19 protein-coding genes and 1 pseudogene are annotated in these 24,009 nt (G+C 70.1%); 4 read left to right on the forward strand and 16 right to left on the reverse strand.

Annotated elements, in window-relative coordinates; genetic code table 11:
• Positions 1 to 61 precede the first annotated feature (61 nt).
• The gene (locus IE262_RS05275) at positions 62 to 1,513 is read right to left on the reverse strand and encodes an NCS2 family permease (protein WP_189871707.1); all 1,452 of its coding nucleotides are present in this window, start codon (positions 1,511 to 1,513) and stop codon (positions 62 to 64) included.
• Positions 1,514 to 1,737: 224 nt separating this feature from the next.
• Here IE262_RS05275 and IE262_RS05280 point away from each other — a divergent pair, with 224 nt between their 5' ends.
• From IE262_RS05280 to IE262_RS05295, 4 genes are all read left to right on the forward strand, one after another.
• On the forward strand, positions 1,738 to 2,298 hold the full coding sequence (locus tag IE262_RS05280) for a SigE family RNA polymerase sigma factor (RefSeq protein ID WP_134040731.1): 561 nt from the start codon (positions 1,738 to 1,740) through the stop codon (positions 2,296 to 2,298).
• On the forward strand, positions 2,295 to 3,161 hold the full coding sequence (locus IE262_RS05285; RefSeq protein WP_189871709.1) for a hypothetical protein: 867 nt from the start codon (positions 2,295 to 2,297) through the stop codon (positions 3,159 to 3,161). The genes IE262_RS05280 and IE262_RS05285 overlap by 4 nt, the downstream gene beginning before the upstream one ends.
• A 101-nt stretch (positions 3,162 to 3,262) precedes the next feature.
• A complete protein-coding gene (locus IE262_RS05290; protein ID WP_189871712.1) occupies positions 3,263 to 4,072 on the forward strand; it encodes a pectate lyase in 810 nt (269 codons plus the stop codon).
• Positions 4,073 to 4,270: 198 nt separating this feature from the next.
• Positions 4,271 to 6,517 carry a glycoside hydrolase family 43 protein gene (locus IE262_RS05295; protein WP_189871714.1) on the forward strand — a complete coding sequence of 749 codons (2,247 nt, stop codon included), beginning with the start codon at positions 4,271 to 4,273 and terminating at the stop codon, positions 6,515 to 6,517.
• Positions 6,518 to 6,535: 18 nt separating this feature from the next.
• Here the strand turns inward: IE262_RS05295 and IE262_RS05300 are convergent, their stop codons facing one another.
• The 15 genes and pseudogenes from IE262_RS05300 to IE262_RS05370 form a co-directional block, all read right to left on the reverse strand.
• Positions 6,536 to 7,738 carry a dienelactone hydrolase family protein gene (locus IE262_RS05300; protein ID WP_189871716.1) on the reverse strand — a complete coding sequence of 401 codons (1,203 nt, stop codon included), beginning with the start codon at positions 7,736 to 7,738 and terminating at the stop codon, positions 6,536 to 6,538.
• Positions 7,725 to 8,834: a pectinesterase family protein gene (locus IE262_RS05305; protein ID WP_189871718.1), complete on the reverse strand. Its 1,110-nt coding sequence runs from the start codon at positions 8,832 to 8,834 to the stop codon at positions 7,725 to 7,727. The genes IE262_RS05300 and IE262_RS05305 overlap by 14 nt, the downstream gene beginning before the upstream one ends.
• Positions 8,835 to 8,836: 2 nt before the next feature.
• A complete protein-coding gene (locus tag IE262_RS05310; protein ID WP_189871720.1) occupies positions 8,837 to 10,126 on the reverse strand; it encodes a pectate lyase family protein in 1,290 nt (429 codons plus the stop codon).
• A 53-nt stretch (positions 10,127 to 10,179) separates the two neighbouring features.
• Complete coding sequence (locus IE262_RS05315; protein WP_134040737.1) at positions 10,180 to 10,980, reverse strand: rhamnogalacturonan acetylesterase; 801 nt, start codon at positions 10,978 to 10,980, stop codon at positions 10,180 to 10,182.
• 101 nt (positions 10,981 to 11,081) lie between these two features.
• Complete coding sequence (locus IE262_RS05320) at positions 11,082 to 12,434, reverse strand: ABC transporter substrate-binding protein (protein WP_189871722.1); 1,353 nt, start codon at positions 12,432 to 12,434, stop codon at positions 11,082 to 11,084.
• An 81-nt stretch (positions 12,435 to 12,515) separates the two neighbouring features.
• Positions 12,516 to 13,580 (reverse strand): annotated as a pseudogene (locus IE262_RS05325) (pectate lyase family protein); the annotation flags it as partial.
• 33 nt (positions 13,581 to 13,613) lie between these two features.
• Positions 13,614 to 15,176, reverse strand: coding sequence for a glycoside hydrolase family 43 protein (locus tag IE262_RS05330; RefSeq protein ID WP_189871724.1), 1,563 nt, complete (start codon positions 15,174 to 15,176; stop codon positions 13,614 to 13,616).
• Positions 15,173 to 16,018, reverse strand: coding sequence for a DUF6807 domain-containing protein (locus IE262_RS05335; protein WP_134040741.1), 846 nt, complete (start codon positions 16,016 to 16,018; stop codon positions 15,173 to 15,175). The genes IE262_RS05330 and IE262_RS05335 overlap by 4 nt, the downstream gene beginning before the upstream one ends.
• Positions 16,015 to 17,202 carry a Gfo/Idh/MocA family protein gene (locus tag IE262_RS05340; RefSeq protein WP_189871726.1) on the reverse strand — a complete coding sequence of 396 codons (1,188 nt, stop codon included), beginning with the start codon at positions 17,200 to 17,202 and terminating at the stop codon, positions 16,015 to 16,017. The genes IE262_RS05335 and IE262_RS05340 overlap by 4 nt, the downstream gene beginning before the upstream one ends.
• Complete coding sequence (locus tag IE262_RS05345) at positions 17,199 to 18,566, reverse strand: pectate lyase family protein (protein WP_189871728.1); 1,368 nt, start codon at positions 18,564 to 18,566, stop codon at positions 17,199 to 17,201. The genes IE262_RS05340 and IE262_RS05345 overlap by 4 nt, the downstream gene beginning before the upstream one ends.
• Positions 18,563 to 19,468, reverse strand: coding sequence for a carbohydrate ABC transporter permease (locus IE262_RS05350; RefSeq protein WP_134040744.1), 906 nt, complete (start codon positions 19,466 to 19,468; stop codon positions 18,563 to 18,565). The genes IE262_RS05345 and IE262_RS05350 overlap by 4 nt, the downstream gene beginning before the upstream one ends.
• On the reverse strand, positions 19,465 to 20,400 hold the full coding sequence (locus tag IE262_RS05355; protein ID WP_134040745.1) for a carbohydrate ABC transporter permease: 936 nt from the start codon (positions 20,398 to 20,400) through the stop codon (positions 19,465 to 19,467). Before IE262_RS05355 ends, IE262_RS05350 begins: the two co-directional genes overlap by 4 nt.
• 200 nt (positions 20,401 to 20,600) lie before the next feature.
• Positions 20,601 to 22,346 carry an L-arabinonate dehydratase gene (gene araD / locus IE262_RS05360; RefSeq protein ID WP_189872805.1) on the reverse strand — a complete coding sequence of 582 codons (1,746 nt, stop codon included), beginning with the start codon at positions 22,344 to 22,346 and terminating at the stop codon, positions 20,601 to 20,603.
• Positions 22,343 to 23,254: a dihydrodipicolinate synthase family protein gene (locus IE262_RS05365; protein ID WP_134040746.1), complete on the reverse strand. Its 912-nt coding sequence runs from the start codon at positions 23,252 to 23,254 to the stop codon at positions 22,343 to 22,345. Before IE262_RS05365 ends, araD begins: the two co-directional genes overlap by 4 nt.
• Positions 23,251 to 23,907: a GntR family transcriptional regulator gene (locus tag IE262_RS05370; RefSeq protein ID WP_189871730.1), complete on the reverse strand. Its 657-nt coding sequence runs from the start codon at positions 23,905 to 23,907 to the stop codon at positions 23,251 to 23,253. Before IE262_RS05370 ends, IE262_RS05365 begins: the two co-directional genes overlap by 4 nt.
• Between the last annotated feature and the right edge of the window lie 102 nt (positions 23,908 to 24,009).

Consider the following 24,009-nt stretch of genomic DNA (forward strand, 5'->3'; position numbering starts at 1 on the left):
GGCAGACGGGCCGCCCTCTTCCCCCCGGGGGCGGCCCGTCGCCGTCAGGCGGGACCGGCGGTCACTTCGCCCCGAGCAGCTGCTCTACGGGGTCGATCGCGAAGTACACCAGGAACAGCGCCGAGGTGCCCCACAGCAGCCAGTGCACCTGCCTGGCCCTGCCGAGCACCGTCTTGATCAGGACATAGGCGACGAAGCCCGCGCCGATGCCGTTGGTGATCGAGTAGGTGAACGGCATCACGGCGATCGTCAGGAACGCGGGGATGGCGATCTCGTACCTGTCCCAGTCGATGTGCTTGACCTGGGTCATCATCAGGAACCCGACCGCGACGAGCGCCGGGGCGGCGGCCTGCATCGGGACGATGGTCAGCAGCGGGGTCAGGAACAGCGCACAGGCGAAGAGACCGCCGCTGACCAGGTTGGCGAAGCCGGTGCGCGCCCCCTCGCCGACGCCCGCCGCCGACTCGATGTACGAGGTCGCCGAGGACGAGGACGAGGCGCCGCCGGCGACCGCCGCCGCACCGTCGATGAGCAGGACCCGGCCTAGGTTCGGCACCCTGCCCTGCTCGTCGAGGAGTCGGGCCTCGGCGCTGATGCCGACGACCGTGCCCATGGTGTCGAAGAAGTCGGACAGGATGAGGGTGAAGACCAGCAGGACGACCGTGATGACGGTGGTCTCGCCGAACGCGCCGAACAGGCTGAAGTTCCCGAGCAGCCCGAACTCGGGCGCGGCCACGATGTCGTCGGGGACCTTCGGCGTCGTCAGGCCCCAGCTCTTGATGTCGGCGACCGAGTCGATCACGATCGCGAGGACCGTCATGACGAGGATGCTGATCAGGATCGCGCCCCTGACCTTGCGGGCGAGCAGACCGATGGTCAGCAGCACGCCGAGGCAGAAGACGAGGAGGGGCCAGCCGGACAGCGCTCCCGTCGCGCCGAGCTGAACCGGGACGGTCGTGTTGGCGGCGTCGGGTATACGGCTGACGAACCCGGCGTCGACGAAGCCGATGAAGGCGATGAACAGGCCGATGCCGACGCTGATCGCCTGCTTGAGTGACTGCGGGATGGCGTGCATGACGGCCTCGCGCAGCCCGGTGACCACCAGCACGCAGATGAGCAGGCCTTCGAGGACCACCAGGCCCATCGCGTCGGCCCAGCTCATCAGCGGGGCTATCTGGAAGGCGACGACGGCGTTGAGGCCGAGGCCGGCGGCCAGCGCGAGAGGAAGGTTGCCGCCCACGCCCATGATGATCGTCATCACCGCGGCCACGAGCGCGGTGGCGGTGACGAGTTCGGCACCCTCCAGCTGGTGCCCGAACTTGTCCTTGGCGCTTCCCAGGATGATGGGATTCAGGACAAGGATGTACGCCATCGTGAAGAAGGTGGCGAAGCCGCCGCGTATCTCCCGGGCGAAGGTGGAGCCCCGGGCGGTGATCCTGAAGAAGCGATCGACGCTGTTCGCCCCGGGTGGCGCTGCGCTCGGCCGGTCGGCCGCCTGCTGTGCTTCGGACATGGCGGTACTCCTCGTGAGGTGCGTGCGGGATGCGGAGAACGCTGGCTGGATTGTTGCCTCGTTGAACTCGCTTCAGGTTTTCTCCGTGTTACGGATGCGGAGTTTTGCCTGCAAGATGGCGTCACGCCTGTCAGTTCACTCCTGCCGGCCACAGGGCAGTCTGTCAGTTACATGACATACGACCCGCCGGGTGCAAGGAGCCGCAGTGAGGGGAGAGGTCGCCCGTGGGCACGGTCGTCGACGACGCAGCCTCTGCGGAGTTCCACGCCTTCTTCGAGCGGCACTACGCCGAACTGGCCAGGCTGGCCCAGCTGCTGACGGGTGAGGCGCACGCGGCGGACGACCTCGCGGCGGACGCGCTGCTCGCCCTCTGGCACCGCTGGGACCGGGTGCGCGCGGCCGACCATCCGGTGGCGTACGCACGCGGCGTGGTCGCCAATCTGGCCCGTACCCGCATCCGCAGCGCCGTCCGCGAGCGCCGCCGGAACACCCTGTTCTGGTCGCAGCGTGAGGAGAAGACCGAGATCCCCGACGTGCCCGGCATGATCGACGTTCAGGAGGCGCTGCGCCGGCTGCCGTTCCGCAAGCGGGCGTGCGTGGTGCTGCGGCACTCCTTCGACCTCTCGGAGAAGGACACCGCGCTCGCGCTGGGTGTGTCGGTCGGTACGGTGAAGAGCCAGACCTCCAAGGGGATGGCCGAACTCCAGCGGTTGCTCGGCTCGCAGGACGCACCGCGGCAGATCCACCGGGCGGTGTCCGGGGCCGCCGGAGGAAGGAACCGATGAAAGAGATGCGGGACGTGCACGAGGAGTTGCACGCCCGCCTGCGCGAAGCGGGCGAGGCGCACGAGCCCGACCGCGCCCGCATCCTGGCCCGGGTCGAGCGCGGTATGGCCGGCCAGGCCCGCCCCAAGCGCCCGGCGCACCCGCCACCGGCCGGCTGGGCCCGGGTCGTGGGCGCGACGACCGCGGTCGCGGGTCTCCTCGCGGTGGGCGGCTACGCGGTGGCCTCGGCGGTGAAGGACGACGAGCCGGCGGACCGGACGGTCGCGGTGTCCCCCACCCCGACGTCATCGCCGGACGCGCCGTCGCGGCCGCCGGTGACGCCGGACCCGTCCCCCTCGGCCGAAAACCGGGACAGGAAGCCGAGCGTCACGCCCTCACGCACCCCGGCCCCGGAGAACTCCGCCCCGGCTCCCCCGCCCGGGAAGCCCGAGAAGCCGGACAAACCGAAGAAGCCGGACACCGAGGACGGCCCCGTCTGGTCCGACGGCTCCGTCGACCCGCACAGCAACGACTTCTGGGCGCAGAGCAACCTGACCCTGCGGACCGGCGAGGAACTCACCGCGCTCACCGTCGAGTTGCGCATCGCCCTGACCGAGGGGGTCAACTCCGCCGGCGCCTGGCGTTCGCTGCCCGAGGAGGACTTCACCCTGACGGTCGGCGAGGACGACGGCTTCCTCGTCTACCGGTGGGTCCTCAAGGAGGGCCGTACGGTGCCGAAGGGCGAGTTCGTCTTCGCGGGCCAGTACGACCACGCGCGCGGCGGACGGGACGCGAGGGGCGACCGGTACGCGATGACCGCGAGGGCGGACGGCGAACAGTACGCCGTGGGCGGCGACTTCGCCCGCGGCGGCGACGACACGTGAAGTCGGCCGGAAAAAGGCCTGAGGCACCCGGCAACCCTTTCCCGCGCGGTGGCGACCAGCAGTCGCAAGCAGCTCTGATCCCCCCACCGAAGGAACGCGACATGACGTCACGTACGGAGCACCGCGAGCACCACCACCGCCGCCGAGCGTTGAGGCGGCACGCCCTCGTCGGCGGCCTCGGCGCGCTCGCGCTGACCGGCACCACCCTCGTCAGCGGCTCCATGCTGTCCACCGCGAGCGCGGCGAGCTGGCCGACCCCCACCTCCAGCCAGCCCGTGTCCTCGACCATCTCCGTGTCCGGCGTCAGGGACGGCGGCATGGTGCGCTACTACGGCAGCGGCGACCTGGCGGGTGACGGCCAGGAAGAGGGCCAGGACCCGATCTTCAAGCTCGCGGCGGGCGCGACGCTGAAGAACGTGATCATCGGCGCGCCCGGCGCCGACGGCATCCACTGCGAGGGCGACTGCACGCTGCAGAACGTGTGGTGGGAGGACGTCGGCGAGGACGCCGCGACCTTCCGCGGCGGAAGCACCTACACGGTGACCGGCGGCGGCGCCAAGAAGGCCGCCGACAAGGTCTTCCAGCACAACGGGCCCGGCACCGTGAACATCTCCAACTTCGCCGTCAGCGAGTTCAAGACGCTGTACCGCTCCTGCGGTGACTGCTCCACGCAGTACACGCGCAAGGTGAACCTCAGCAATATCGAGGTGACCGGAACGGGTTCCACCGCGCGGCTCGTCGGCATCAACGTCAACCGCAACGACGTCGCCACGCTGCGCGGCATCACGATCCTCAACGACGCCGGCCGCAAGGTCGTCCCCTGCCAGAAGTACAACAACACCACGGCTGTCGGCACCGGGCCGGACAGCACCAACTGCCTCTACTCGTCGTCCGACATCACCTACAGGTAGCCGCTCACCCGCACAGGGCCCCCGCCGGTGACGACCGGCGGGGGCTCGGTCGTGAGGTGCCGCCGTGGTCCAGACGAAAGCGATCGAAACTTTCGCTCGGGTTCGTCGCGCACACACCGATTGACGCGCCGTCCCCCACTGGTGAGACTCCAGAAGCTGTTATCCAACAGAAATCACCAGACTCACACAGGATGTGTCATGCGTCCCACCGCCCGTACGCTCCTGCTCCCCCTCCTGGCCCTCTTCCTGAGCCTGCTGGCGGCGCCACCGGGGGCGGCGCAGTCCACGGCACAGCCCTCGGCCCAGGCCCCCACACCATCGGAACGGTCCGTGAAGAAACCCCCGTACGCCGGCTATCTCTTCGCCTACTTCACCGGTGAGGGCACCTCGGACGGCGAGCAGATCCGTTACGCGCTCAGCCGTGGCAACGACCCGCTGCACTGGCGGGAGCTGAACGGCGGCACACCGGTCCTCACCTCCACCATCGGCGAGAAGGGCCTGCGCGACCCGTTCGTGATCCGCTCCCCCGAGGGCGACAGGTTCTACATGATCGCGACCGATCTGCGCATGTACCAGAACAGCAGCGGCAGCTGGGACCAGGTCCAGAGACACGGCAGCAAGTCGATCATGGTCTGGGAATCCACGGACCTGGTGAACTGGACCGACCAGCGCCTGGTGAAGGTCTCCCCGGACAACGCGGGCAACACCTGGGCGCCCGAGGCCTACTGGGACGACAGCCTCGGTGAGTTCGTCGTCTTCTGGGCGTCGAAGCTGTACGCCGACGACGACCCGGACCACACGGGCTCGACGTACAACAAGATGCTGTACGCGACGACCAAGGACTTCCGCACGTTCAGCGAGCCGAAGGTGTGGGACGACCCCGGCTACTCGGTCATCGACTCGACGGTCGTCAAGCACCAGGGCACGTACTACCGCTACACCAAGGACGAGCGGGACCCCACCTCCTCCAGCCCGTGCTCGAAGTTCATCACCGCGGAGAAGTCGTCCTCGCTCACCGACACCTCGTACGACTTCGTCTCGGACTGCATCGGCAGCGGCTCCATCGACCGCGGTGAGGGCCCGACGGTGTTCAAGTCCAACACCGAGGAGAAGTGGTACCTGTTCATCGACGAGTACGGCGGCCGCGGCTACGTCCCGTTCGAGACCACCGACCTCGACTCGGGCAAGTGGACCATGTCGGAGAACTACCAACTGCCCGCCAGCCCGCGGCACGGCACGGTGATGCCGGTGACACAGGAGGAGTATGACCGGCTGCTGGCCGCGTACCCGGTGAGCCCCACGTCGGTCGTGGACGCGACGGTGAAGGGCCAGAAGGGGTACGCGGTCGTCAGCGAGGGCACCTCGAAGGTCGTCCTGCCCATGGAGCCGGACCTCGACAAGGCAGCGCTCAAGCGGCTCGCGCCGAAGCTGTGGCTGGGTGAGGGCGCGACGGTGCGCCCCAAGTCCGGTACGCCCCGCGACTTCCGCACGCCTCAGACGTACACGGTCACGGCGGCGGACGGCACGAGGCGCGTCTGGACCGTCGAGGCGGTACCGACCCGCAGCCCGGTCCTGCCCGGCCTCTACGCCGACCCCGACGTCACGTACATGGACGGCCGCTACTGGATCTACCCGACGACGGACGGCTTCCCCGGCTGGAGCGGCACCCGGTTCAAGGCGTTCTCGTCGAAGGACCTGGTCAACTGGACGGACCACGGAGTGATCCTCGACCTGGGACCCGACGTGTCCTGGGCCGACAGGAACGCCTGGGCCCCGGCGATCGCCGAGCGCGACGGCAAGTACTACTTCTACTTCTGTGCCGAGCAGCAGATCGGTGTCGCCGTGGCCGACTCCCCCGCCGGTCCCTTCAAGGACGCGCTCGGCAAGCCCCTGGTCGCCAAGGGCGGGTCGCTGAAGGGCCAGATGATCGACCCGGCGGTGTTCACGGACGACGACGGGCAGTCGTACCTGTACTGGGGCAACGGACACGGCTATGTCGTCCCGCTGAACGACGACATGGTGTCGTTCGACGCGAGCGAGGTACGGGACATCACCCCGGACAACTTCCGGGAGGGCTCCTTCGTGGTCAAGCGGAAGGGCACGTACTACTTCATGTGGTCCGAGGACGACACACGCAGCGAGAACTACCACGTGGCGTACGCGACGGGCCCGAGCCCGCTCGGCCCGTGGACCAAGCGGGGCACGATCCTGTCCAAGCGCCCCGAGTACGGCATCCTCGCCACGGGCCACCACTCGGTGGTCAACGCCCCCGGCACGGACGACTGGTACATGGTGTACCACCGGTTCGCCCTGAACGGGCCCGGAAAGCCCGGTGGGGACGGCACCCACCGGGAGACGACGATCGACCGTATGAAGTTCGCGGCCGACGGCACGATCCTTCCGGTGGTGCCGACCCTGGAGTCGATCAGGCCGGTGAGGCGCTGAGCGCCCTCGCTCAGACGCTCACAGGACGGAGTCCAGCCAGGAGAAGACCTCGTCCTGCATACGGTCGGCGAAGACATGACCGAGGTCCGGCCAGACCTTGGTGTGCAACCGCTCCCCGGCGTGACGTGAGCGCCAGACGGCGCCCAGCTTCTCGTACGCGACCCGGACTCCCTCGGCCGTGAACAGGGAGTCCTGGGCGCCGTGGAAGAAGAGCATCGGCCGGGGAGCGGCGATGCTCGCCACGTCGGGGAAGTCGAGGTGCCGGGCGAGTCCGGGATGGAGCATGTGGTACGCGGACTGGCCGCGCGTGATGTTGTTGCCGGGCACCATGACCTCCTTGAGCCCGGTCATCCAGCACACGCTCGCCGCGGCGGCGATGTCGTCGCTGAGCGCGGCCGTCTGCCAGGCGCGGAAGGCGCCCATGGAGAACCCGACGGCCGCGACCCGCCGCCGGTCCACCCGGTCCAGCCCGGCCAGGAAGGCGGCGGCGCGCACGTCCTCCCTGGCCATGAGCCCGGCCAGCGACGAGCCCAGGTTGAAGAGGTTGCTGGCGAGCGCCTGCTGCTGCTCGTAGGTGATCGGTCCCCGGTCGCCCCAGCCGAGCGCGTCCAGGGCGAGGACGACGTATCCGCGCCGGGCCAGCTCGTCGCCGACGAACCGGCCGCTGAAGCAGCGGTCGGCCCACGCCTGCGCGGAGGCGAGCCGGGCCTCGCCGTCGCCCCAGGGCCGGACCAGTTTCTCCTTCCCGATGTCGAACTTCGAGCCGTGGTCGTGGAGCAGCAGCACGGCCGGGAACGGTCCGGTGCCGTGCGGGGTGAGCAGGGCGCCGCGGACCCGCTCGTGGCGGGTGAGGGCGAGGGTGACCGACTCCCGGGTGTATCCGTCGGCTTCGGCACGCGCTCCGAACTCGGGCGCGTACGGCGTGCCGTCGTCCGGCCCGACGAACAGGTGCTCCTCGACCTTCGCGCGGGCGGCCCGCCGCCAGGCCCGGAAGTCCCGGATCGGGGAGGTGCCCCAGGCGAGCGGGAAGCGCAGCTCCTCCTTGAGCAGGGGATGGAAGTCGGGCAGCGCACCCTCCACGACGCCCGCCTCCGCCACGACGCCCGGCTCCGCCGCGGCGGCGCTCCCCGCTCCGGCTCCGGCTCCCGAACCGGCGAGCAGCGCCGCCGCCCCGGTTCCCACCACGAACGCCCGCCGGCCCACCCGGTCAGGGGCACTCATACGGCCTCCAGTCCCCGAGGTACGCCTCCCGGGTGTGCGACTCGGCCTCGGCTGAGGTGAGTTGGGGCCGGTCCTCCGGGACCGTGATCACCGCTCCGGGCCCGGTGTTGCGGTACTCGGCGAACCGCTGGTCCTGCCAGGGGTAGCCGGAGGACATGGTGCCGTAGGGCGCCACCGCGTCGATGCCGGCCCCGAGACGGGTCTCGCGCACGGTCAGCATGGGCCGGGCGGTGGTGTCGGAGCTGGGCACCCACGGGCGGGCCAGCTTGTAGTAGCCGTCCGGCGCCTCACTCGTGACACGGCTCCCCGTCACCAGGTAGCCGCGCGGGTTGGCGACCGCGGTGGACGGCGCGAACACGAAACCGTACGGGGCCCCGGTCAGGTCCGTGCGGATCAGAGTGCGGAAGTGGCAGCGCTCGAAGACGGCGGTGGCCCGCCCGAAGACGAAGTCCACGTCGCCCTCGGCGTAACAGTCCCGGAAGTACTGGCGGGCGTACGTGCCGAGCGCCATCGAGTCGGCGTACAGCGTGTCCTGGTGCCCGAGGAACCGGCACCGCTCGAACGCCGAACGGTCCCCCTGCACCTTGAGGGCGACGGCCTGGGTGCCGGTGATCCCGGGATGGTCGGCGCGGAGCCAGTCGTTGGCGAAGGTGATGTCGCGCGCGGTGAACCCGTCGGCCTGGACGAGGGTGGTCGCCGATCCGCTGGTGCCGTAGGTGCCGCCGCCGGGCTTCGGGGTGCCGGCGGCGTTGTCGTACACGACCACGACGTCCCGGGCGTCGCCGGAGGCACCGATCCAGGTCATCCCGGTGTGCGCGACGCTCACCACGACCGTCTCGCGGTACGTGCCCGGCGCGATGACCAGGGTGTGTCCGCTGCCTTCGGCCGCGGTCACGGCGGCCTGGACGGTGGTGTGGTCGCCGAGCCCGCCGGGGTGGACGTACAGGGTCCGCTCGGTCAGCCGCGCCGACGGCGACCCGTACCGTCCGAAGGGAGAGCGTCCGCCCGCGTGGGCGTTTCCGCCCGCTCCGAGGGCGAGCGCCGCCCCGACGCTCGCGACCACGAACGACCGTCTGCCGACTACGGGTGTGTCCATGCTCAGCAGACCTTTCCGGCGCCCGCGCGCTGGTCGACGATCCCGGGCACGGCCCGCGGCGAGTCGACCTTGGTGCGCAAGCTCGGCGTCCACCCGGCGCCGGACTGGAGGGTCTCCTGCGGGATCTCGGCGTTGTGGACCGCGATGAGATCCGTCAGTTTCCCGTTGACGTAGTTGTTCTCGGCGGTGAGCGGCGCCTCGCTCCACTTCTTCAGGGTCTTGGCGGCGCTGACGGAGGCGGGGAGGGAGATGGCGTTGTCCGTGGCGTACAGCTGCGAGGAGGCACCGATGCCGAAGACGTAGCCGAACTTCTGGCTCGCGGTCACCACGAAGTGGTTGTTGTACGAGTCGACCTGGCCGAAACGGACGCGTGGCGCGCGCTCGACGATGCCCTCGAAGCGGTTGTGGTGCAGCGTGACCTTGAGCTTGCCCGAGTCGGTGGAGCCGGCGCTGTCGCTGTTGCCGATCAGCATCGTCTTGTCGTGGTCCTTGAAGGAGTTCCAGGACACCGTCACATGGTTGGCGCCGCGCACGATGTCGACCAGGCCGTCGTGCTGCTGGTAGACCTTGCCGAAGTACGACGGCAGGGTGCTGTCCGGGTAGCGGCCGTCGGTGAGCGTGTTGTGGTCGATCCACACGTGGGTGGAGCCGTAGACGACCACGCCGTCGTACTCGGAGTTCCAGGCGCCGGTCTTGTTGTCGTCCGTCGGGTCCCACTGCGGGAAGCAGTCGACCGGGGCCTCGATGGTGAGGTTGCGGAGGATGACGTTGTCGACGCCCTTGATCTGCAGGCTGCCGCCGAGAATGCCCGAGCCCTTCCCGACACCGACGATGGTGGTGTTGGCGGGGACGCTCGCCTTGATGGTCTGGTCCTGGTTGGCCGCGGACGCGGCCCGCAGGTCCTCCTGCTCACCGCTGACCGGGGTGTCGTGTCCCCAGACGGCCGGGTCGTAGTCGGCGAGGTACTGCTGGAAGTCGTACCCGTCGGCCTCGAACGCGTCACAGCCCTCGGACACGGCGTCGATCATCCCCTTGACCTTGATGATCTTCGGCGCGTTCCCGCCGTCCCTGAGGGCGGCTCTGAACTCGTCCCAGGTGGTGACGGTGAAGACGTGCGCGGCGTCGGCGGCCGAACCACCGGTGGTGCCGGTGCCCTCGGAGGCCCATCCGTCGCCCGCGGCGAGGGTCTCGCGGCCGAGGTCGCGGTCCTGGGCGTGGGCGGGTGTGCCGGTGACGGCGAGGACGAGGGCGGTGCAGGTGACGGCATGGGCATGCCAGACACGGGGAGCCATGTGTGCGGTTCCTTTCAAGAACGGGGGGAGGAAAGGGCTGTGCCGGTATGCGGCTACGCCTCGGGCCAGCTGATCCAGGAGCCCGGAATCTCGTCGTCCAGCCGTCGCACGTCCTGGTGCGCGAGCACGCGACGACGCAGCAGCTCGCCCGCCACGAGCCGGGCGACAGCGATCGCACCCGGCGGATTGAAATGCGTGTTGTCCTGCTCGGTGGCGGTCCAGTTGAAGTACTTCTTCGTCTCCTCGACACCGAGCCTCTGCCACAGCGCGAACGACAGCGCCTCGATGTCGAGCAACGCGACGCCCTCCTCCTCCGCGAGGGCGCGCATGGCCGCCGGATAGTCCCCGAGGGTGCGCAGGGCGTTGCCCTCGGCGTCGAACCGCCGGCGTTCCACGGAGGTGGCGAGCACGGGCCGCGCGCCCCGGGCCCGCGCACCGTCGACGTACTGGCGCAGATGGTCCTGGTACGTCGTCCAGGGCTCGGTGTAGCGGGTGGGATCCTCGGCCTTGGAGTCGTTGTGCCCGAACTGGACAAGGAGGAAGTCGCCGGGCCCGATCGCGCCGAGGACGGCGTCCAGCCGCCCCTCGTCGATGAAGCTCTTCGAACTCCGGCCGTTCACCGCGTGGTTGGCGACGACCACGTCCTTGCTCAGGAAGAAGGGAAGCGCCATGCCCCAGCCGGTCTCGGGGGCGGCGTCGGCGTACTTCTGGGCGGCGGTGGAGTCGCCGGCGAGGTGGATCGTCCGGACGGGCCGGGAGCCGGACGCGGCCGCGGCCGCGTGGGGCGTCGCCGCGACGGAGAGGGGAACAGCGGCGAGCGCCGCGGTGGTGACCTGTCTGCGGGTGAGCGACACGGGGGTGCCTTTCTCAACAGGCGTAGTGGAGGAAGGGTTCAGTGGTGCCTTTCACAGGGGGGTGCCCCGCGCCCCCCTGAAGGGGCGCGGGGTCCGGAGGGCTACTGGCCCTTCTGCTCGTTCCACTCCGACTGGGCCGCGTTCAGCTGGTCGGCCATCGTGTCCAGGAAGTCCTTCGCGCTCATGGACCCGTTCATGACCTTCTGGAAGTTCGGCTCGTTGTCCGTCTTGGAGATCGTGTTCCAGTCCGGCAGGTAGTACGGCAGCTGCACGATCGTCGTGGATCCGTCGGACAGCGCGTCGGCGGCCAGCTTCGTCGGCTCGGCCTTGGCGATCCACTCGTCGTTCGCGGCCTCGGTGTTCGCCGGGACCTGGCCCGCGGACTCGTTGAACTTGGAGCTCTCCGCCTTCGAGCTGGCGAACTCGATGAACTTCCAGGCGGCCTCCTTGTTCTTGGAGGCCTTGAACACTCCGAGCCCGTCGATCGGGTTGGAGACCTGCACCCGCTTCCCGCCGGGCCCGACGGGCTGCGGGATGCCCCGGAACTTGTCGGTGCCGAGCGCCTTCACATGGTCCTGGTAGGAGCCCAGGTTATGGTTCAGCATCCCGATCGTGCCGGAGTCCCACTGGGCGACCATCTTGGTGAAGTCGTTGTTGAGGTCGGCCGCCGGGGTGACCTTCTTGTAGAGGGCGACGTACTTCTCCAGGGCCGCCACGTTCTTCGGGTCGTTGACCGTGGTCTTCTTACCGTCGGCGTCCCAGAACGAGGTGATGCCGGACTGCCCGTACATCGCGTCCAGCGCCTGGGCGATGGAGCCGGCGCCACCGCGGATGGTGTAGCCGAACTCGTTCTTGCCCTTGTTGGTGAGCTTCTCGGCGGCGTCGAAGAACTTGGGCCAGGTGGTCGGCTCGTCCAGGCCTGCCTTCTCGAACAGGTCGGTGCGGTAGTAGAGGACGCCGTTGTTGGCGGAGGTCGGGATCGAGTACAGGTGCTTGTCGTCGCCGCCCGCGGCCTTCAACGACTCGACCATGCTCTTGTTCATCTTGCCGTCGAGGGGGGACTTGGCGAGGCGGTCCTCCAGCGGCTCCAGCGCGTTCTGGGCGGCGAAACCGGCGATCATCGCCGCGCCGACGCCCCCGACGTCCGGCAGGCCGCCGCCCTGGAGGGCGGTGTCGACCTTGGACTGGTACTCGGTGGCGGCGATCCCGACGTACTTGACCTTGATGTCCGGGTTCGCCTTCTCGAAGTCGGCGATGATCTCCTTCCAGATGTCGGTGCGGACACCGCCGTTGTTGTCCCAGAAGACGATCTCGCCCTTGCCGCTGCCCTCGGCGCCCTGGTCGCCGCCCGCACCGCTGCCGTCGTCACCGCAGGCGGTGGCGGTCAGGGCGAGGACGGATCCCAGGGCGACGGCCACGGCGGCGCGCCTGCTTCTGCGAATGCTGATCTTCATTGAACGGCTCTCTTCTTCTGGATCCAACGAGGGTTTGCTGTGAAGTTGTGGGGGCTGTGGGGTCATCGGGCGAGCTCAGCGACCGAGCTGCTCCTGGGGCCCGGAGAAGCGGGTGACCAGTGCGGGGACGGCGGCGGCCGGGTCGAGCCGGTAGGAGTAGAAGTCCTTCGGGTCGAAGGCGGCGCCCCACTCGTCCTGCCGGCCCGTCGTGTTCCTGAGGATCGACCCGCGCTGCACCAACTCGGCCGTGGAGTCGGCCTGGTAGGGGTGCTGGACGCCGTCGTAGTAGCTGTTCTCGATGACCATCTTCGTCCGGCCGCGCGACCAGTTCCCGTACGTCCACACGGGGTCACCGTCCGCGAGCTGCGCCGACACGTAGTTGTTGTAGAGGTGCGCGTAGGCGCAGTTGTCGGCGGACGGGTTGCGCTGCTTGGTGTTGCGGAACCAGTTGTGGTCGATGGTGATCTGCGTTTTCACGTTCGGGGTCCAGCCGATGCCGAACGTCTTGTTGTTGTCCGTGAACTGGTTGGAGGAGACGGTGATGTACTCGCTGTCCTTGCGGATGTCGAGCTGGCCGTCGCAGATCCGTGAGAAGCGGTTGTGGTCGACCCAGACGTGGTGCACGGAATCCATCTGGATGCCGTCGAAGTCGGTGTCCTTGCAGTCCCAGTTGCCCTCGATCGCGGAGTCCCGGATGGTGAGGTTCCGGATGATCACGTTGTGGGTGCCCGGGTTGAGGTGGAACTCGCCCTGAACGAGCTCTCCCTCGGTACCGACTCCGATGATGGTCTTGTCCGAGGCGACGACGACGTTCGCGCCGAAGGGCTCGGCCTTGATCGTGCCGGCGACCCGGATGACGTACGGCTCCTCGGCGGCCGCGTACTTCTCCAGGGACGCCTGGTCGGTGACCGTCACCACCTCGCCTCCCTCGCCACCGGTGGTACCGCCGGCGAGGGAGGCGAACCCGTGCGCCCGGTCGCTCAGGCGGTTCACGGTGGCCGCGGCCCGGTCCACGGGCGCGGCACCGGCCTCCCCGACCGCGCCGAGGCCCAGCGCGGCCACGAGGCCTATCACGGTGGCCAGGATCCTGCCCGGGCCCGGTCCGCGCTCGGGTCCCGGCAGGTGCTTGCCATGGAGGTGCGTCATCGCGGCTCCCAACAGGCGTACGGGTGGGGTGGGTTACGAGGGGGTGATCCGGAACTGTGTGAACGTGGCCGTCCCGGCGTGTCCCCCGCCGGCGGGCGCGACCGCGAACAGGCCGAGCAGGGCGCCGACCCAGCGCCAGGGGGTGGCGGCGAAGACCTGCCCCGAGGGCTGGAAGCCACGGCCGTCCCCGACGTCGCACGAGAAGCGGCAGCGCGCCCCGGCGCCGATCTCGATCCGCAGCAGGGCCCTCGCCTCGGGGGCCGGCCGTGGGTGGGCGGCGTCCCGTTCCCGGTCGGCGACCAACTCGCCGAACCGGTGCACCAGGTGCACGTTCCCGTCCGTGCCCCGCTGGAGCCCGATCCAGCTGTACGCGTCGCCGAGGACGGCGAGCCCGGCCCCGGCGCCCTCCTCCTCGCTGTCGAGCCTGAGCTCCACCTGCACGGTGGCCGGGGTGCCGGGCAGCCGCTGGGTGAGCACGTTCGGCAGCTTGCGCAGGTCGTGCGCGTCGTCCGTCCGTACACAGGTCAGCCGCAGCCCGTCGCCGGAGTGCTGGGTGGCCCAGCCGTCCTCGGGGTTGGCGGTCCACTGCCACTGGCGTCCGAAGCGGCCGCCGGGGAAGTCGTCGTCGGTGGCGGGCGCGGCGGGCGGCTGCGGCGGCAGGGCGGGCTTGCGGTGAACGGTGACGGGGGTTCCCTCGTCACCCATCACCGGCCACCCGTCCCTGTTCCAGCGCATGGGCTGGAGGTGTACGACCCTGCCGTACGCGCCCCGCTGCTGGAAGTGCAGGAACCAGTCCTCCCCTGCCTGGGTGCGTACCCAGCCGCCCTGGTGGGGACCGTTGACGTCGGTGTCGCCCTGCTCCAGGACGATCCGCTCCTCATAGGGGCCGAAGAAGTCGCGGGAGCGGAAGGCGCCCTGCCAGCCGGTCTCCACGCTCCCCGCGGGGGCGAGGATCCAGAACCATCCGTCGTGCCGGTACAGCTTGGGCCCTTCGAGCGTGAACCAGCCCGGAATCCGGTCCCCGTCGACGATCACCTTGCCCTCGTCGAGCAGGCTGGTGCCGTCGGGGTGCATCCGGTGCCCGGTGAGCCGGTTCTTGATCCCGGAGCGGGACCTGGCCCAGGCGTGCACCAGGTACGCCTCGCCGGTCTCGTCGTCCCACAGGGGGCAGGCGTCGATGAGTCCCTTGCCCGCCTTGACCAGGTGCGGGCGGGTCCAGGGGCCGCGTATCTCCGGGGCGTTGACCTGGAAGACACCCTGGTCGGGGTCGCCCCAGAAGATCCAGAACCGGTCGTGGTGGTACCGCAGGGCGGGCGCCCACACCCCGCAGTCGTGCCGTGGGACGCGGAACCCGGCGGCGGGCTCCAGGCGCTGCAGGGCGTGCCCGACCAGCGTCCAGTTGACCAGGTCGCGGGAGTGCAGCAGCGGCAGGCCGGGGGCGCGGCCGAAGCTGGACGCGGTGAGGTAGTAGTCGTCGCCGACGCGGCAGACGTCGGGGTCGGACCAGTCGGCGTTGAGGACCGGGTTGCGGTAGGTGCCGTCACCGAGGTCGGCGGTGAAGGCGGGCGCGCCGCCGGTGACCGGGGGCGTGCTCATGGGCTCACCGCCTTGCGGACCAGCGCCGCCGCCTCGGTCCGGGGGAGGACACCGTCGGCGACGACGGTCACGACCCGCCGTACGACGGTCTCGCCCGGCTCGATCGGCACCCGCTCGTCGTGCGCGAGGGAGGAGCCCACTCCCGGGTACTCCTCGGTGCGCACGAACCACGGGTCCTTGCGGGTCTGCTCGGTGGCCCCGGCGAAGACCAGCGTCCAGGTGCTGCCCGCGAGGGCGAGCCAGTCGGCGCGGGTGCCGTGGACCTCCGGTTCACCCTCGCTGTCCAGGGTGAACACCCGCGGCGCGGCAGCCTCCTTGCGGGCGCGCCAGAAGAAGCCGCCGTACGCCGCGCCGGGCCGTCCGTTGGTGGCGGGGCTGCCGATGGACAGCGGGCCCGGGGTGGTGTTGGTGAGCGAGAACGTGAAGTCCAGCGCCCAGGCGGAGTCGGTGAGTTCGGTGGCCGCGACCGTACGGCGCTCGCGCAGCAGCTCGCCTCCGGCCGCCACCCAGCGCAGTTCCTCGACGAAGCCGTCGGGGTCGCTGAGCTGGAAGGCGGTGTGCCGCTGCGAGCCGTGGTTGTCGAGCTCGGTCGGGCCCCGGTCGCGGACGAAGGTGCGTCCGCCCCAGAAGTTGTGCCCCTCGACGTCGGGAACGGCGACACCGACGCCGAGGTGGTGCAGGTGGTCGGCCGGGCTGAACTCGGTGACGGCCGTACCGGACAGGGTGGTGACGGGGTGCAGATAGGGGCGTGGGGAGAGTCTGGGGGGCAGCTCGGGCCGGGTGGTGTAGCGGCCGACCGGGCGGCCCGCGATGCGCAGGACCAGCGAGTCGTTGTTCGTCATGTGCTCACCTCGTTCGCTGAAGCTGTGGGGAGGGCCCAGGAGGCACCCAGCTCGGAGTAGAGGGCGAGGGTGTCGGCGGCCGCGGCGACCAGGCCGTCGACGCCGTGGACGACGCGGCGGTTCTCCTCGGGCACGAGCTGCCAGGCGTCGGCGGGCAGCTGGGTCGGGTCCGGCGCCTGTCGAATCGCTTCGACGACTTTCATGAAGGCGCCCGTCGCCTCGGGTGTGACGAGCAGTTCGGTGCCGTCGGTGAGGTGCGCGGCCAGGTTCTCCAGCAGGTCCGTGCGGCCGTACTCGATCTCCTCGGGCCCGTGCCCGGCCCGCTGGACGAGCACGCGGTCCTGCTTGTACCAGAAGGTGATCCGACCGCTGGTGCCGTGCACGAGGACGTACGGTTCGTCCGGGTGCTCGGCGCACAGGGTGGCGGCGACGGTGACGCGGCCGCTGCCGGCCGTGGTGATCCGCACGCACGAGGTGTCGTCGGACTCGATGTCGTTGGCGCGCAGCAGCTCGGTCTCGATGCCGGTGACGTCCTCGGCGCGGGTGGACCCGGCGAGCGCGAGCCCGGTGGCGACGGCGTGGGCGAGCGGGTTGGTGAGGGCACCGTCGATGACGTCGACCCCGTTCAGGCGCCGCTTGCCCGCCCAGGGGGCGCGTCGGTAGTACGCCTCGTCGCGCGCCCACGCCCCGGCGCCGCCGACGCCGACCACCTCGCCGAGCGCGCCCTTCGCGACCAGTTCGCGGATCGCGGGCACGGCGTGCGAGCCCAGCGACTGGAAGCCGATCTGGCAGGCCACCCCGGCCGCGGCGATCCCGTCGGCCATGCGGCGGAACTCGGCGTACGACGGCGCCGGGGGCTTCTCCAGCAGGAGGTGGACGCCCCGCCGGGCCGCGGTGAGCGCGAGGTCGGTGTGGGTGGGGATGGGTGTGCAGATCACGGCGATCGCGGCACCCGTGGAGTCGAGCAGGGCGCCGAAGTCGGCGGACTGCTCGGGCGTGCCCAGGCCGTCCAGTTCCCCGGCGGTCAGCGGCGTCAGCTCGCAGACACCGGCGAGCCGGACGATGCCCTTGTCCTGCAGACGGCGGATGTTGGCCAGGTGCCAGCGGCCATGGCCCCGGGCGCCGGCCAGGACGACGGGCAGAGGGGCGGCGCCGGAGCGCTTCGAGGCCGTCGGAGTGGTCATCGGATCCTCCCCGCGCCCGCGCCGCGGGCGACCTCGTGGTCCGCCTGCCGGGCGCTGTCGATCTCACCGTGCAGCGTGGGTGTCCAGCCGACGTCGGGGGTCAGGTCGCGTTCGCTGCCGGAGTTGTACGCGTTGTAGATGGTCAGCAGGTCGACGGGGTAACCGTTGAAGAGCGTGCCCGTGGCGTGGAAGGCCGTGCCGTTCCAGCTCTTCACGAGGTCGGCGGCCTCGATGTGGCCGGGTGTGGTGAAGGCGTTGTTCTCGGCGTGGACGGCGGACTCGGTGGAGATGCCGAGCGAGTACCGGTAGTCGTGCGCGTCGCCGGGGACGACGTAGCGGTTGTTGTAGACGTGCACCTGCCCGAAGCGGACGCGCGGCGCACGCTGCACGACGCCTGCGAACTCGTTGTGGTGCAGGGTGACGCGCAGCTTGCCGCGGTCGCCGGTGGCCGTGTCGCCGTTGCCGATGAGCATCGCCTTGTCGTGGTCGGCGAACCGGCTCCAGGACACCGTCACCAGGTCGGACTCGTTGGTGATGTCGAGCAGGCCGTCGTGGCGCAGGTAGTTGCGGCCGAAGTAGGTGGGCTCGTCCTGGTCCAGGTGGCCCTTGTCGGACAGCGTGACGTGGTCGATCCACACATGGGTGGCGCCGCGCAGCCAGATGTTGTCGTACGCGGTCTTCCAGTCGCCGAGGCCGCCGGTGTTGGGCTGCCAGACGGGGAAGCAGTCGTAGGCGTCGCGGAGTTCGAGGTTGCGGATGATCACGTTGTCCGCGCCCCTGAGCTGGAGGCCGGCGCCTTTCAGCACCGCCCTGTCGCCCAGCCCCACGATGGTGGTGTTGGACCCGACGGCCAGCTCGACCCGTTCCGCCTGCCGGGCGGCCGATGCCTGCCGGGCCTCCTCCTGGGGGCCGCTGGGCTTGGCGGAGCCCCAGGTGCGCGGGTCGTACGCGGCGAGGTACTTCTTCAGGTCGTATCCGTCGGTCGCGTAGTCGTCGCAGTCCAGCGTGTCGCCGTCGTCGGTGGTGTTGGCGTCGATGGTGCCCGCGATCCGGATGATCTTCGGGGTGGCGCTGCCTCCGTCGAGCGCCCGGACCAGCTCACTGCGGTCGCGAACGGTGAAGACGTGGGCGTCGTCGGCGGTGGAACCCCCTGTGGTGCCGCCGTCGGCCGCCGCCCAGCCGTCGTTCGCGGCGAGCGTGTCACGGCTGATGTCGCGGGCCTCCGCCCCGGCGGGGGTGCTGAGGGTGAGGCCCAGCACCCCGGCCACGGCGAGCAACGGGAGGCGCCTCGTGCCCGGAAGCAGGCTCGTGCCCGGAAGTCGGCTCCTGCCCGGAAGTCGGCTCCTGCCCGGAAGTCGCCTCATCCCTTCACCGCCCCCGCGCTGAAGCCGGTGATCAGCCACTTCTGGATGAAGGCGAACACGATCACGACGGGGACGGCGGCGATGATGCCGCCCGCGGCGAGCGCGCCCAGGTCGACGCTGTCGGCGCTGAGCAGGGTGTTCAGGCCGACGGGGATGGTCTGCTTGTCCTGGTTGCTGAGGAACATCAGCGCGAACAGGAAGTGGTTCCAGGAGTGCACGAAGGCGAAGGAGCCGACGGCGATCAGGCCCGGCCGCAGCAGCGGCAGCACGACCACCCGGAAGCCGGTGAACCGGTTGCAGCCGTCGACCCAGGCGGCCTCCTCCAGCGAGTACGGCACGTTTCTGATGAACCCGCTGATCAGGATCATCGACAGCGGCAGCTGGAAGACGGTCTCGGCGATGATGACGCTGCCCAGGGAGTTGATCATCCGCAGCTCGGCGAAGATCTGGAACAGCGGGACGAGAAGCAGCGCGCCCGGGACGAACTGCGAGCACAGCAGCGCCAGCATGAACGCGCGCTTGATCCGGAAGTTGAAGCGGGCCAGGGCGTAGCCGCCGGCGAGGGCGACGATCGTGGTCATGAACAGGGTGGCGACGCCCACGAGGACGCTGTTCTGGAAGTAGGTCCCGAAGGACCGCTCCGTCCACACCTTCTCGAAGTGCTCGAACGTGATGGGCCACGGCACGAGGGAGGTGGAGCCGGGCTCGCGCAGCGCGAACAGCAGGATCCAGTAGAAGGGGATGAGCGTGAAGAGCAGGTAGATCGACAGCGGCAGGTAGATCTGCCAGCGCGGGACCTCGTCCCAGGCGCGCCGGCGCTTGTCCGGCCGGCGCGGGGCTTCCTCGGCCTCGGGGGCGGGGGCCACCGGGGCGTCGCTGATCTCGGCGTCCTTGGTGATCACTTGTCCTCGCCTCCGAACTTGCTCAACCGCAGGTAGACGATCGAGCAGAAGAGCAGAATCACGAACGCGACCGTGGTGAGGGCGGACGCGTAGCCGAAGTTGTGGGCGTCGACGGAGGTGTTGGCGATGTAGAGCGGGAGGGTGGTCGTCGCCCCCGCTGGTCCGCCGCCGGTCATGGTGTAGAGCAGGTCGACGTTGTTGAACTCCCACACCGCGCGCAGCAGCGTGGACAGGATGATCGCGTCCTTCAGGTGCGGCAGCGTGATGTGGACGAACTGCCGGATGCGGCCAGCGCCGTCGACCTCGGCGGCCTCGTACAGGTCCTTCGAGACGGACTGGAGGTCGGCGAGGATGAGGATCGCGAAGAAGGGCACGCCACGCCACAGGTCGGCGACGACCGCGGCCGGGAAGACGGTCGAGGTGTCGGAGAGCCAGCTGGTGCCGTACTCGCCGATGCCCAGGTCAGCGAGGTAACGGGTGATGCCCGTCTGGGAGTTGTAGAGCAGCACCCAGATGGCGGAGGTCAGCACGCCGGAGACGGCCCACGGCGAGAAGACCATCGCGCGGCTCAGCGCCCGGCCCACGAAGCTCTGGTTGACGATCAGCGCGAGGGCCAGGCCGAACAGCAGCTGCAACCCGACCTCGACCACGACCCACTTGGCGCTGAAGACCAGCGTGTCCCAGAACTGGGGGTCCTGAGTGAAGGCGTGGACGAAGTTGTCGAAGCCCGCGAAACCGTTCCGCCAGGGCTTGGTGGGGTTGTAGTGCTGCAGGCTGTAGTAGAAGACGCTGATGACCGGGTAGGCGATGAAGCCGAGCATCAGCAGGGCTGCCGGCGCGATCAGCAGATACGGGAGCCTGCGTGGCGTGGCCGATCCGCGACGCCGCCGGGGCGGCGCGGGCTGTTTCGCCACGGCTGCGGCTTGGGCCATGACTGTGTCTCCGTTCTCGGGTGTGCGGGTCGAGCCGGTGGTGCGGTGCGCTGCGCCGTGTGGCGTGTGGCGGTGCCGTGCGGCTTGTGCCCGTGCCGTGTTGGCAAGCGCTTTCACTTGCGGTGTTCGAGGTCCGGACCGCGAGGAACAGCGGCCTTGGTGTGGTGGTGCGGTGATCCGGTGGTGCGGTGGTGCGGTGTTCAGCCCGCGTACGGGTCCGGCACGGTGCCCGGCCGGGCCAGGAAGGCGAAGTCGCAGCCGGTGTCGGCCTGCGTGATCTGCTCGTTGTAGAGCGCGCCGTAGCCGCGCTCGTACCGCTCGGGCGGCGGCGTCCACGCGGCCCTGCGGCGCTGGAGCTCCTCGTCGTCCACGTCGAGGTGGAGGGTGCGCGCCTCGACGTCGAGGGTGATGCTGTCCCCGGTCCGTACGAGCGCGAGCGGCCCGCCGATGTACGACTCGGGCGCGATGTGCAGCACGCACGCGCCGTAGCTCGTGCCGCTCATCCGGGCGTCGGAGATCCGCACCATGTCGCGGACGCCCTGCTTCAGCAGGTGGTCGGGGATGGGCAGCATCCCGTACTCGGGCATACCGGGGCCGCCCTTGGGCCCGGAGTTGCGCAGCACGAGCACACTGTCGGCGGTGATGCCCAGGGAGGGGTCGTTGATGGTCCGCTGCATCGTCCTGTAGTCGTCGAAGACGACCGCGGGGCCGGTGTGCCTGAGCAGGTGCGGCTCGGCGGCGATGTGCTTGATGACCGCGCCGTCCGGGCAGAGGTTGCCGCGCAGCACGGCGACCCCGCCCTCCTTCGCGACCGGGTTCTCGCGGGTGCGGATGACGGCGTCGTTGTGGACGAGCGCGCCGTCGAGCTGCTCGCGCATCGTGTCGTACGACACCGTCGGCCGGTCCAGGTGGAGGAGGTCGGTGATCCGGGACAGGAAGCCGGGGAGCCCGCCCGCGAAGTGGAAGTCCTCCATCAGGTAGGTCTGTCCGCCCGGCCGGACGTTGGCCAGCACCGGCACCGTGCGCGCGACGCGGTCGAAGTCGTCGAGCGTCAGCGGGACTCCGGCGCGGCCGGCCATGGCGATGAGGTGGATGACGGCGTTCGTGGAGCCACCGAGTCCGAGGACGGTCGTCACCGCGTCCTCGAAGGCGTCCGCGGTGAGGATCTCGGACAGCTTCCGGTCCCTGCGGACGAGTTCGACGATCCTGAGGCCGGAGGCGGCGGCCATCCGGTCGTGTCCGGAGTCGACGGCGGGGATGCTCGACGCGCCGGGCACGGTGACCCCCAGCGCCTCGGCCGCCGCGGTGAGCGTGGACGCCGTGCCCATGGTCATGCAGTGACCGGGCGAGCGGGCCAGGCCGCTCTCCAGTTCCTGCATCTCGCAGTCGCCGATGAGCCCGGCGCGCTTGTCGTCCCAGTACTTCCACATGTCGGTGCCGGAGCCGAGGACCTCGTTGCGCCAGTGGCCCGGCAGCATGGGCCCGGCGGGCACGAACACGGTCGGCAGGTCGACGGACGCGGCCCCCATGAGCAGCGCGGGCGTGGACTTGTCGCAGCCGCCCATCAGGACCGCCCCGTCCACCGGGTACGACCGCAGCAGCTCCTCCGTCTCCATCGCGAGCATGTTGCGGTAGAGCATCGGGGTCGGCTTCTGGAAGGTCTCGCTCAGCGTCGACACCGGGAACTCCAGCGGGTAGCCGCCCGCCTGCCACACGCCCCGCTTGACCGCCTGCGCGCGATCACGCAGGTGCACATGGCAGGGGTTGATGTCGCTCCAGGTGTTGAGGATCGCGATGACCGGCTTGCCCAGGTGTTCCTCGGGCAGATAGCCGAGCTGGCGGGTGCGGGCGCGGTGGCTGAAGGAGCGCAGCCCGTCGGTGCCGTACCACTGGTGGCTTCTGTACTCCTCGGGGCGCTTCTCGGCGCCCTTCTCCGGGTTCGTCATATCGACCATCCGGCGGCGATGGCGGCGACCTCGGCCCGCTCGTCCTCGGGCAGCACCCTGCTCGGTGCCCGGACGTCGCGGCGGCACAGGCCGAGTGAGGCGAGGGCCTCCTTGACCACGGTCACGTTGTTGGCGGACGCGCCCGCGGCACGCAGTTCCTCGAAGCGGCGGATCTGTTCCCACACCTTCATCGCGGCGGGATAGTCCCCGGACCGGAGTGCTTCGAGCATGTTCAGGGACACGGCCGGGGAGACGTTCACGAGACCCGAGGTGAAGCCGGTGGCGCCCGCGGAGAAGTACGAGGGCGCGTACGGCTCGGCGAGCCCCGCCACCCACACGAAGCGGTCGAGCCCCGCGTCCCGCGCGAAGGCGGCGAACCGGGCGGCGTCCGGTACGGCGTACTTGACCCCGATGACGTTCGGGCAGGCGTCGGCGAGTTCGGCGAGCCGGGCGCCCGGCAGCGACGCGTTGCGCAGGTACGGCACGACGCCCAGTTCGGGCACGGCCTCGGCGATGGCCCGGTGGTAGTCGACCCAGCCGGTCTCCGACACATACGGGTGGACGGGCTGGTGGACCATCACCATCTGCGCGCCGGCCTCACGGGCGTGCCGGGCGGAGGCCACGGCGGTGGGCACGTCGTGCCCCACCCCGACAAGGACGGCGCTCCGGTCGCCCGCCTCGTCCATGGTCAGCTCGGTGACGAGCTGCCGTTCGGCGGGGGTCAGCGCGTAGAACTCACCGGTGTTGCCGTTCGGTGTGAGGGTCCTGACCCCGCCGTCGAGCAGTCGACGCAGCAGGGCCCGGTGGGTGTCCTGGTCGACGCTGCCGTCCTCGGCGAACGGGGTCACCGGGATCGCCACGACGTCGGCCAGGGCCGCCCGTTGGGTCTCGTACGTCACGCTGCTCATTGATGGCCTTCCTCTTCGTGGGCCTCGGGGAAGGCCCGCTGGACGAACGACGCGATGTGCGCGTGGAGGGCGCCGGCGGCTCCGTCGGCGTCGCCGTCGAGGGCGAGCCGCAGGATCTCGCGGTGCTCGGCGGCCTCGCGCTCCCAGGAGGGGTTGGCGGCCCAGGCGACCGCGGAGACGAGCGCGGCCTGGTCCCGCACCTCGTCGAGCATCCGGCCGAGCAGCGGATTGCCGCAGGAGGTGTAGAGGGCGCGGTGGAACTCCCGGTTGGCGAGGGAGCGTTCGGCCGTGTCGGCGGCCTGGTCGGAGCGGGCGAGCGCGTCCCGCGCCGCTTCCAGTCCGGCGCCCCGCCGTACGGCCCGGCGCAGGGCTTCCGGCTCCAGGAGCAGCCGGACGTCGTACACCTCGCGTGCCATGTCCGCGTCCACCATGCGCACCGTGACGCCCTTGTACTGGCTCATCACGACGAGCCCCGTCCCGGCCAGGGTCTTGAGCGCCTCGCGCACGGGCGTCTTGGAGACCCCGAACTGCGCGGCGAGTTCGGTTTCCACGAGCGCCTGGCCCGGCGTCAGCTTCCCGGTGAGGATGCGGTGTTTGATCCCTTCCAGCACGAACTGCGTGCGGGAGGGGATCGGGGTGGGCACAGAGGTCATGCGCGCCTCTCGGATCTCTCGGATCTCACATATCGCGTCTCATATATGACGTACGAAGTACGACGCGTTGAAGGTAGGAGCGGCCCTGTGTTTCGTCAATGC

Origin of the sequence: Streptomyces bluensis, assembly GCF_014650715.1 — a bacterium.
GTDB lineage: Bacteria > Actinomycetota > Actinomycetes > Streptomycetales > Streptomycetaceae > Streptomyces > Streptomyces bluensis.

Excerpts from the sequence above, each read along its gene's own strand:
- IE262_RS05275 (WP_189871707.1), bottom strand. The coding sequence starts at position 1,513 with ATGTCCGAAGCACAGCAGGCGGCCGACCGGCCGAGCGCAGCGCCACCC.
- IE262_RS05285 (WP_189871709.1), top strand. The coding sequence starts at position 2,295 with ATGAAAGAGATGCGGGACGTGCACGAGGAGTTGCACGCCCGCCTGCGC.
- IE262_RS05290 (WP_189871712.1), top strand. The coding sequence starts at position 3,263 with ATGACGTCACGTACGGAGCACCGCGAGCACCACCACCGCCGCCGAGCG.
- IE262_RS05295 (WP_189871714.1), top strand. The coding sequence starts at position 4,271 with ATGCGTCCCACCGCCCGTACGCTCCTGCTCCCCCTCCTGGCCCTCTTC.
- IE262_RS05300 (WP_189871716.1), bottom strand. The coding sequence starts at position 7,738 with ATGAGTGCCCCTGACCGGGTGGGCCGGCGGGCGTTCGTGGTGGGAACC.
- IE262_RS05305 (WP_189871718.1), bottom strand. The coding sequence starts at position 8,834 with ATGGACACACCCGTAGTCGGCAGACGGTCGTTCGTGGTCGCGAGCGTC.
- IE262_RS05310 (WP_189871720.1), bottom strand. The coding sequence starts at position 10,126 with ATGGCTCCCCGTGTCTGGCATGCCCATGCCGTCACCTGCACCGCCCTC.
- IE262_RS05320 (WP_189871722.1), bottom strand. The coding sequence starts at position 12,434 with ATGAAGATCAGCATTCGCAGAAGCAGGCGCGCCGCCGTGGCCGTCGCC.
- IE262_RS05330 (WP_189871724.1), bottom strand. The coding sequence starts at position 15,176 with ATGAGCACGCCCCCGGTCACCGGCGGCGCGCCCGCCTTCACCGCCGAC.
- IE262_RS05335 (WP_134040741.1), bottom strand. The coding sequence starts at position 16,018 with ATGACGAACAACGACTCGCTGGTCCTGCGCATCGCGGGCCGCCCGGTC.
- IE262_RS05340 (WP_189871726.1), bottom strand. The coding sequence starts at position 17,202 with ATGACCACTCCGACGGCCTCGAAGCGCTCCGGCGCCGCCCCTCTGCCC.
- IE262_RS05345 (WP_189871728.1), bottom strand. The coding sequence starts at position 18,566 with ATGAGGCGACTTCCGGGCAGGAGCCGACTTCCGGGCAGGAGCCGACTT.
- IE262_RS05355 (WP_134040745.1), bottom strand. The coding sequence starts at position 20,400 with ATGGCCCAAGCCGCAGCCGTGGCGAAACAGCCCGCGCCGCCCCGGCGG.
- araD (WP_189872805.1), bottom strand. The coding sequence starts at position 22,346 with ATGACGAACCCGGAGAAGGGCGCCGAGAAGCGCCCCGAGGAGTACAGA.
- IE262_RS05365 (WP_134040746.1), bottom strand. The coding sequence starts at position 23,254 with ATGAGCAGCGTGACGTACGAGACCCAACGGGCGGCCCTGGCCGACGTC.
- IE262_RS05370 (WP_189871730.1), bottom strand. The coding sequence starts at position 23,907 with ATGACCTCTGTGCCCACCCCGATCCCCTCCCGCACGCAGTTCGTGCTG.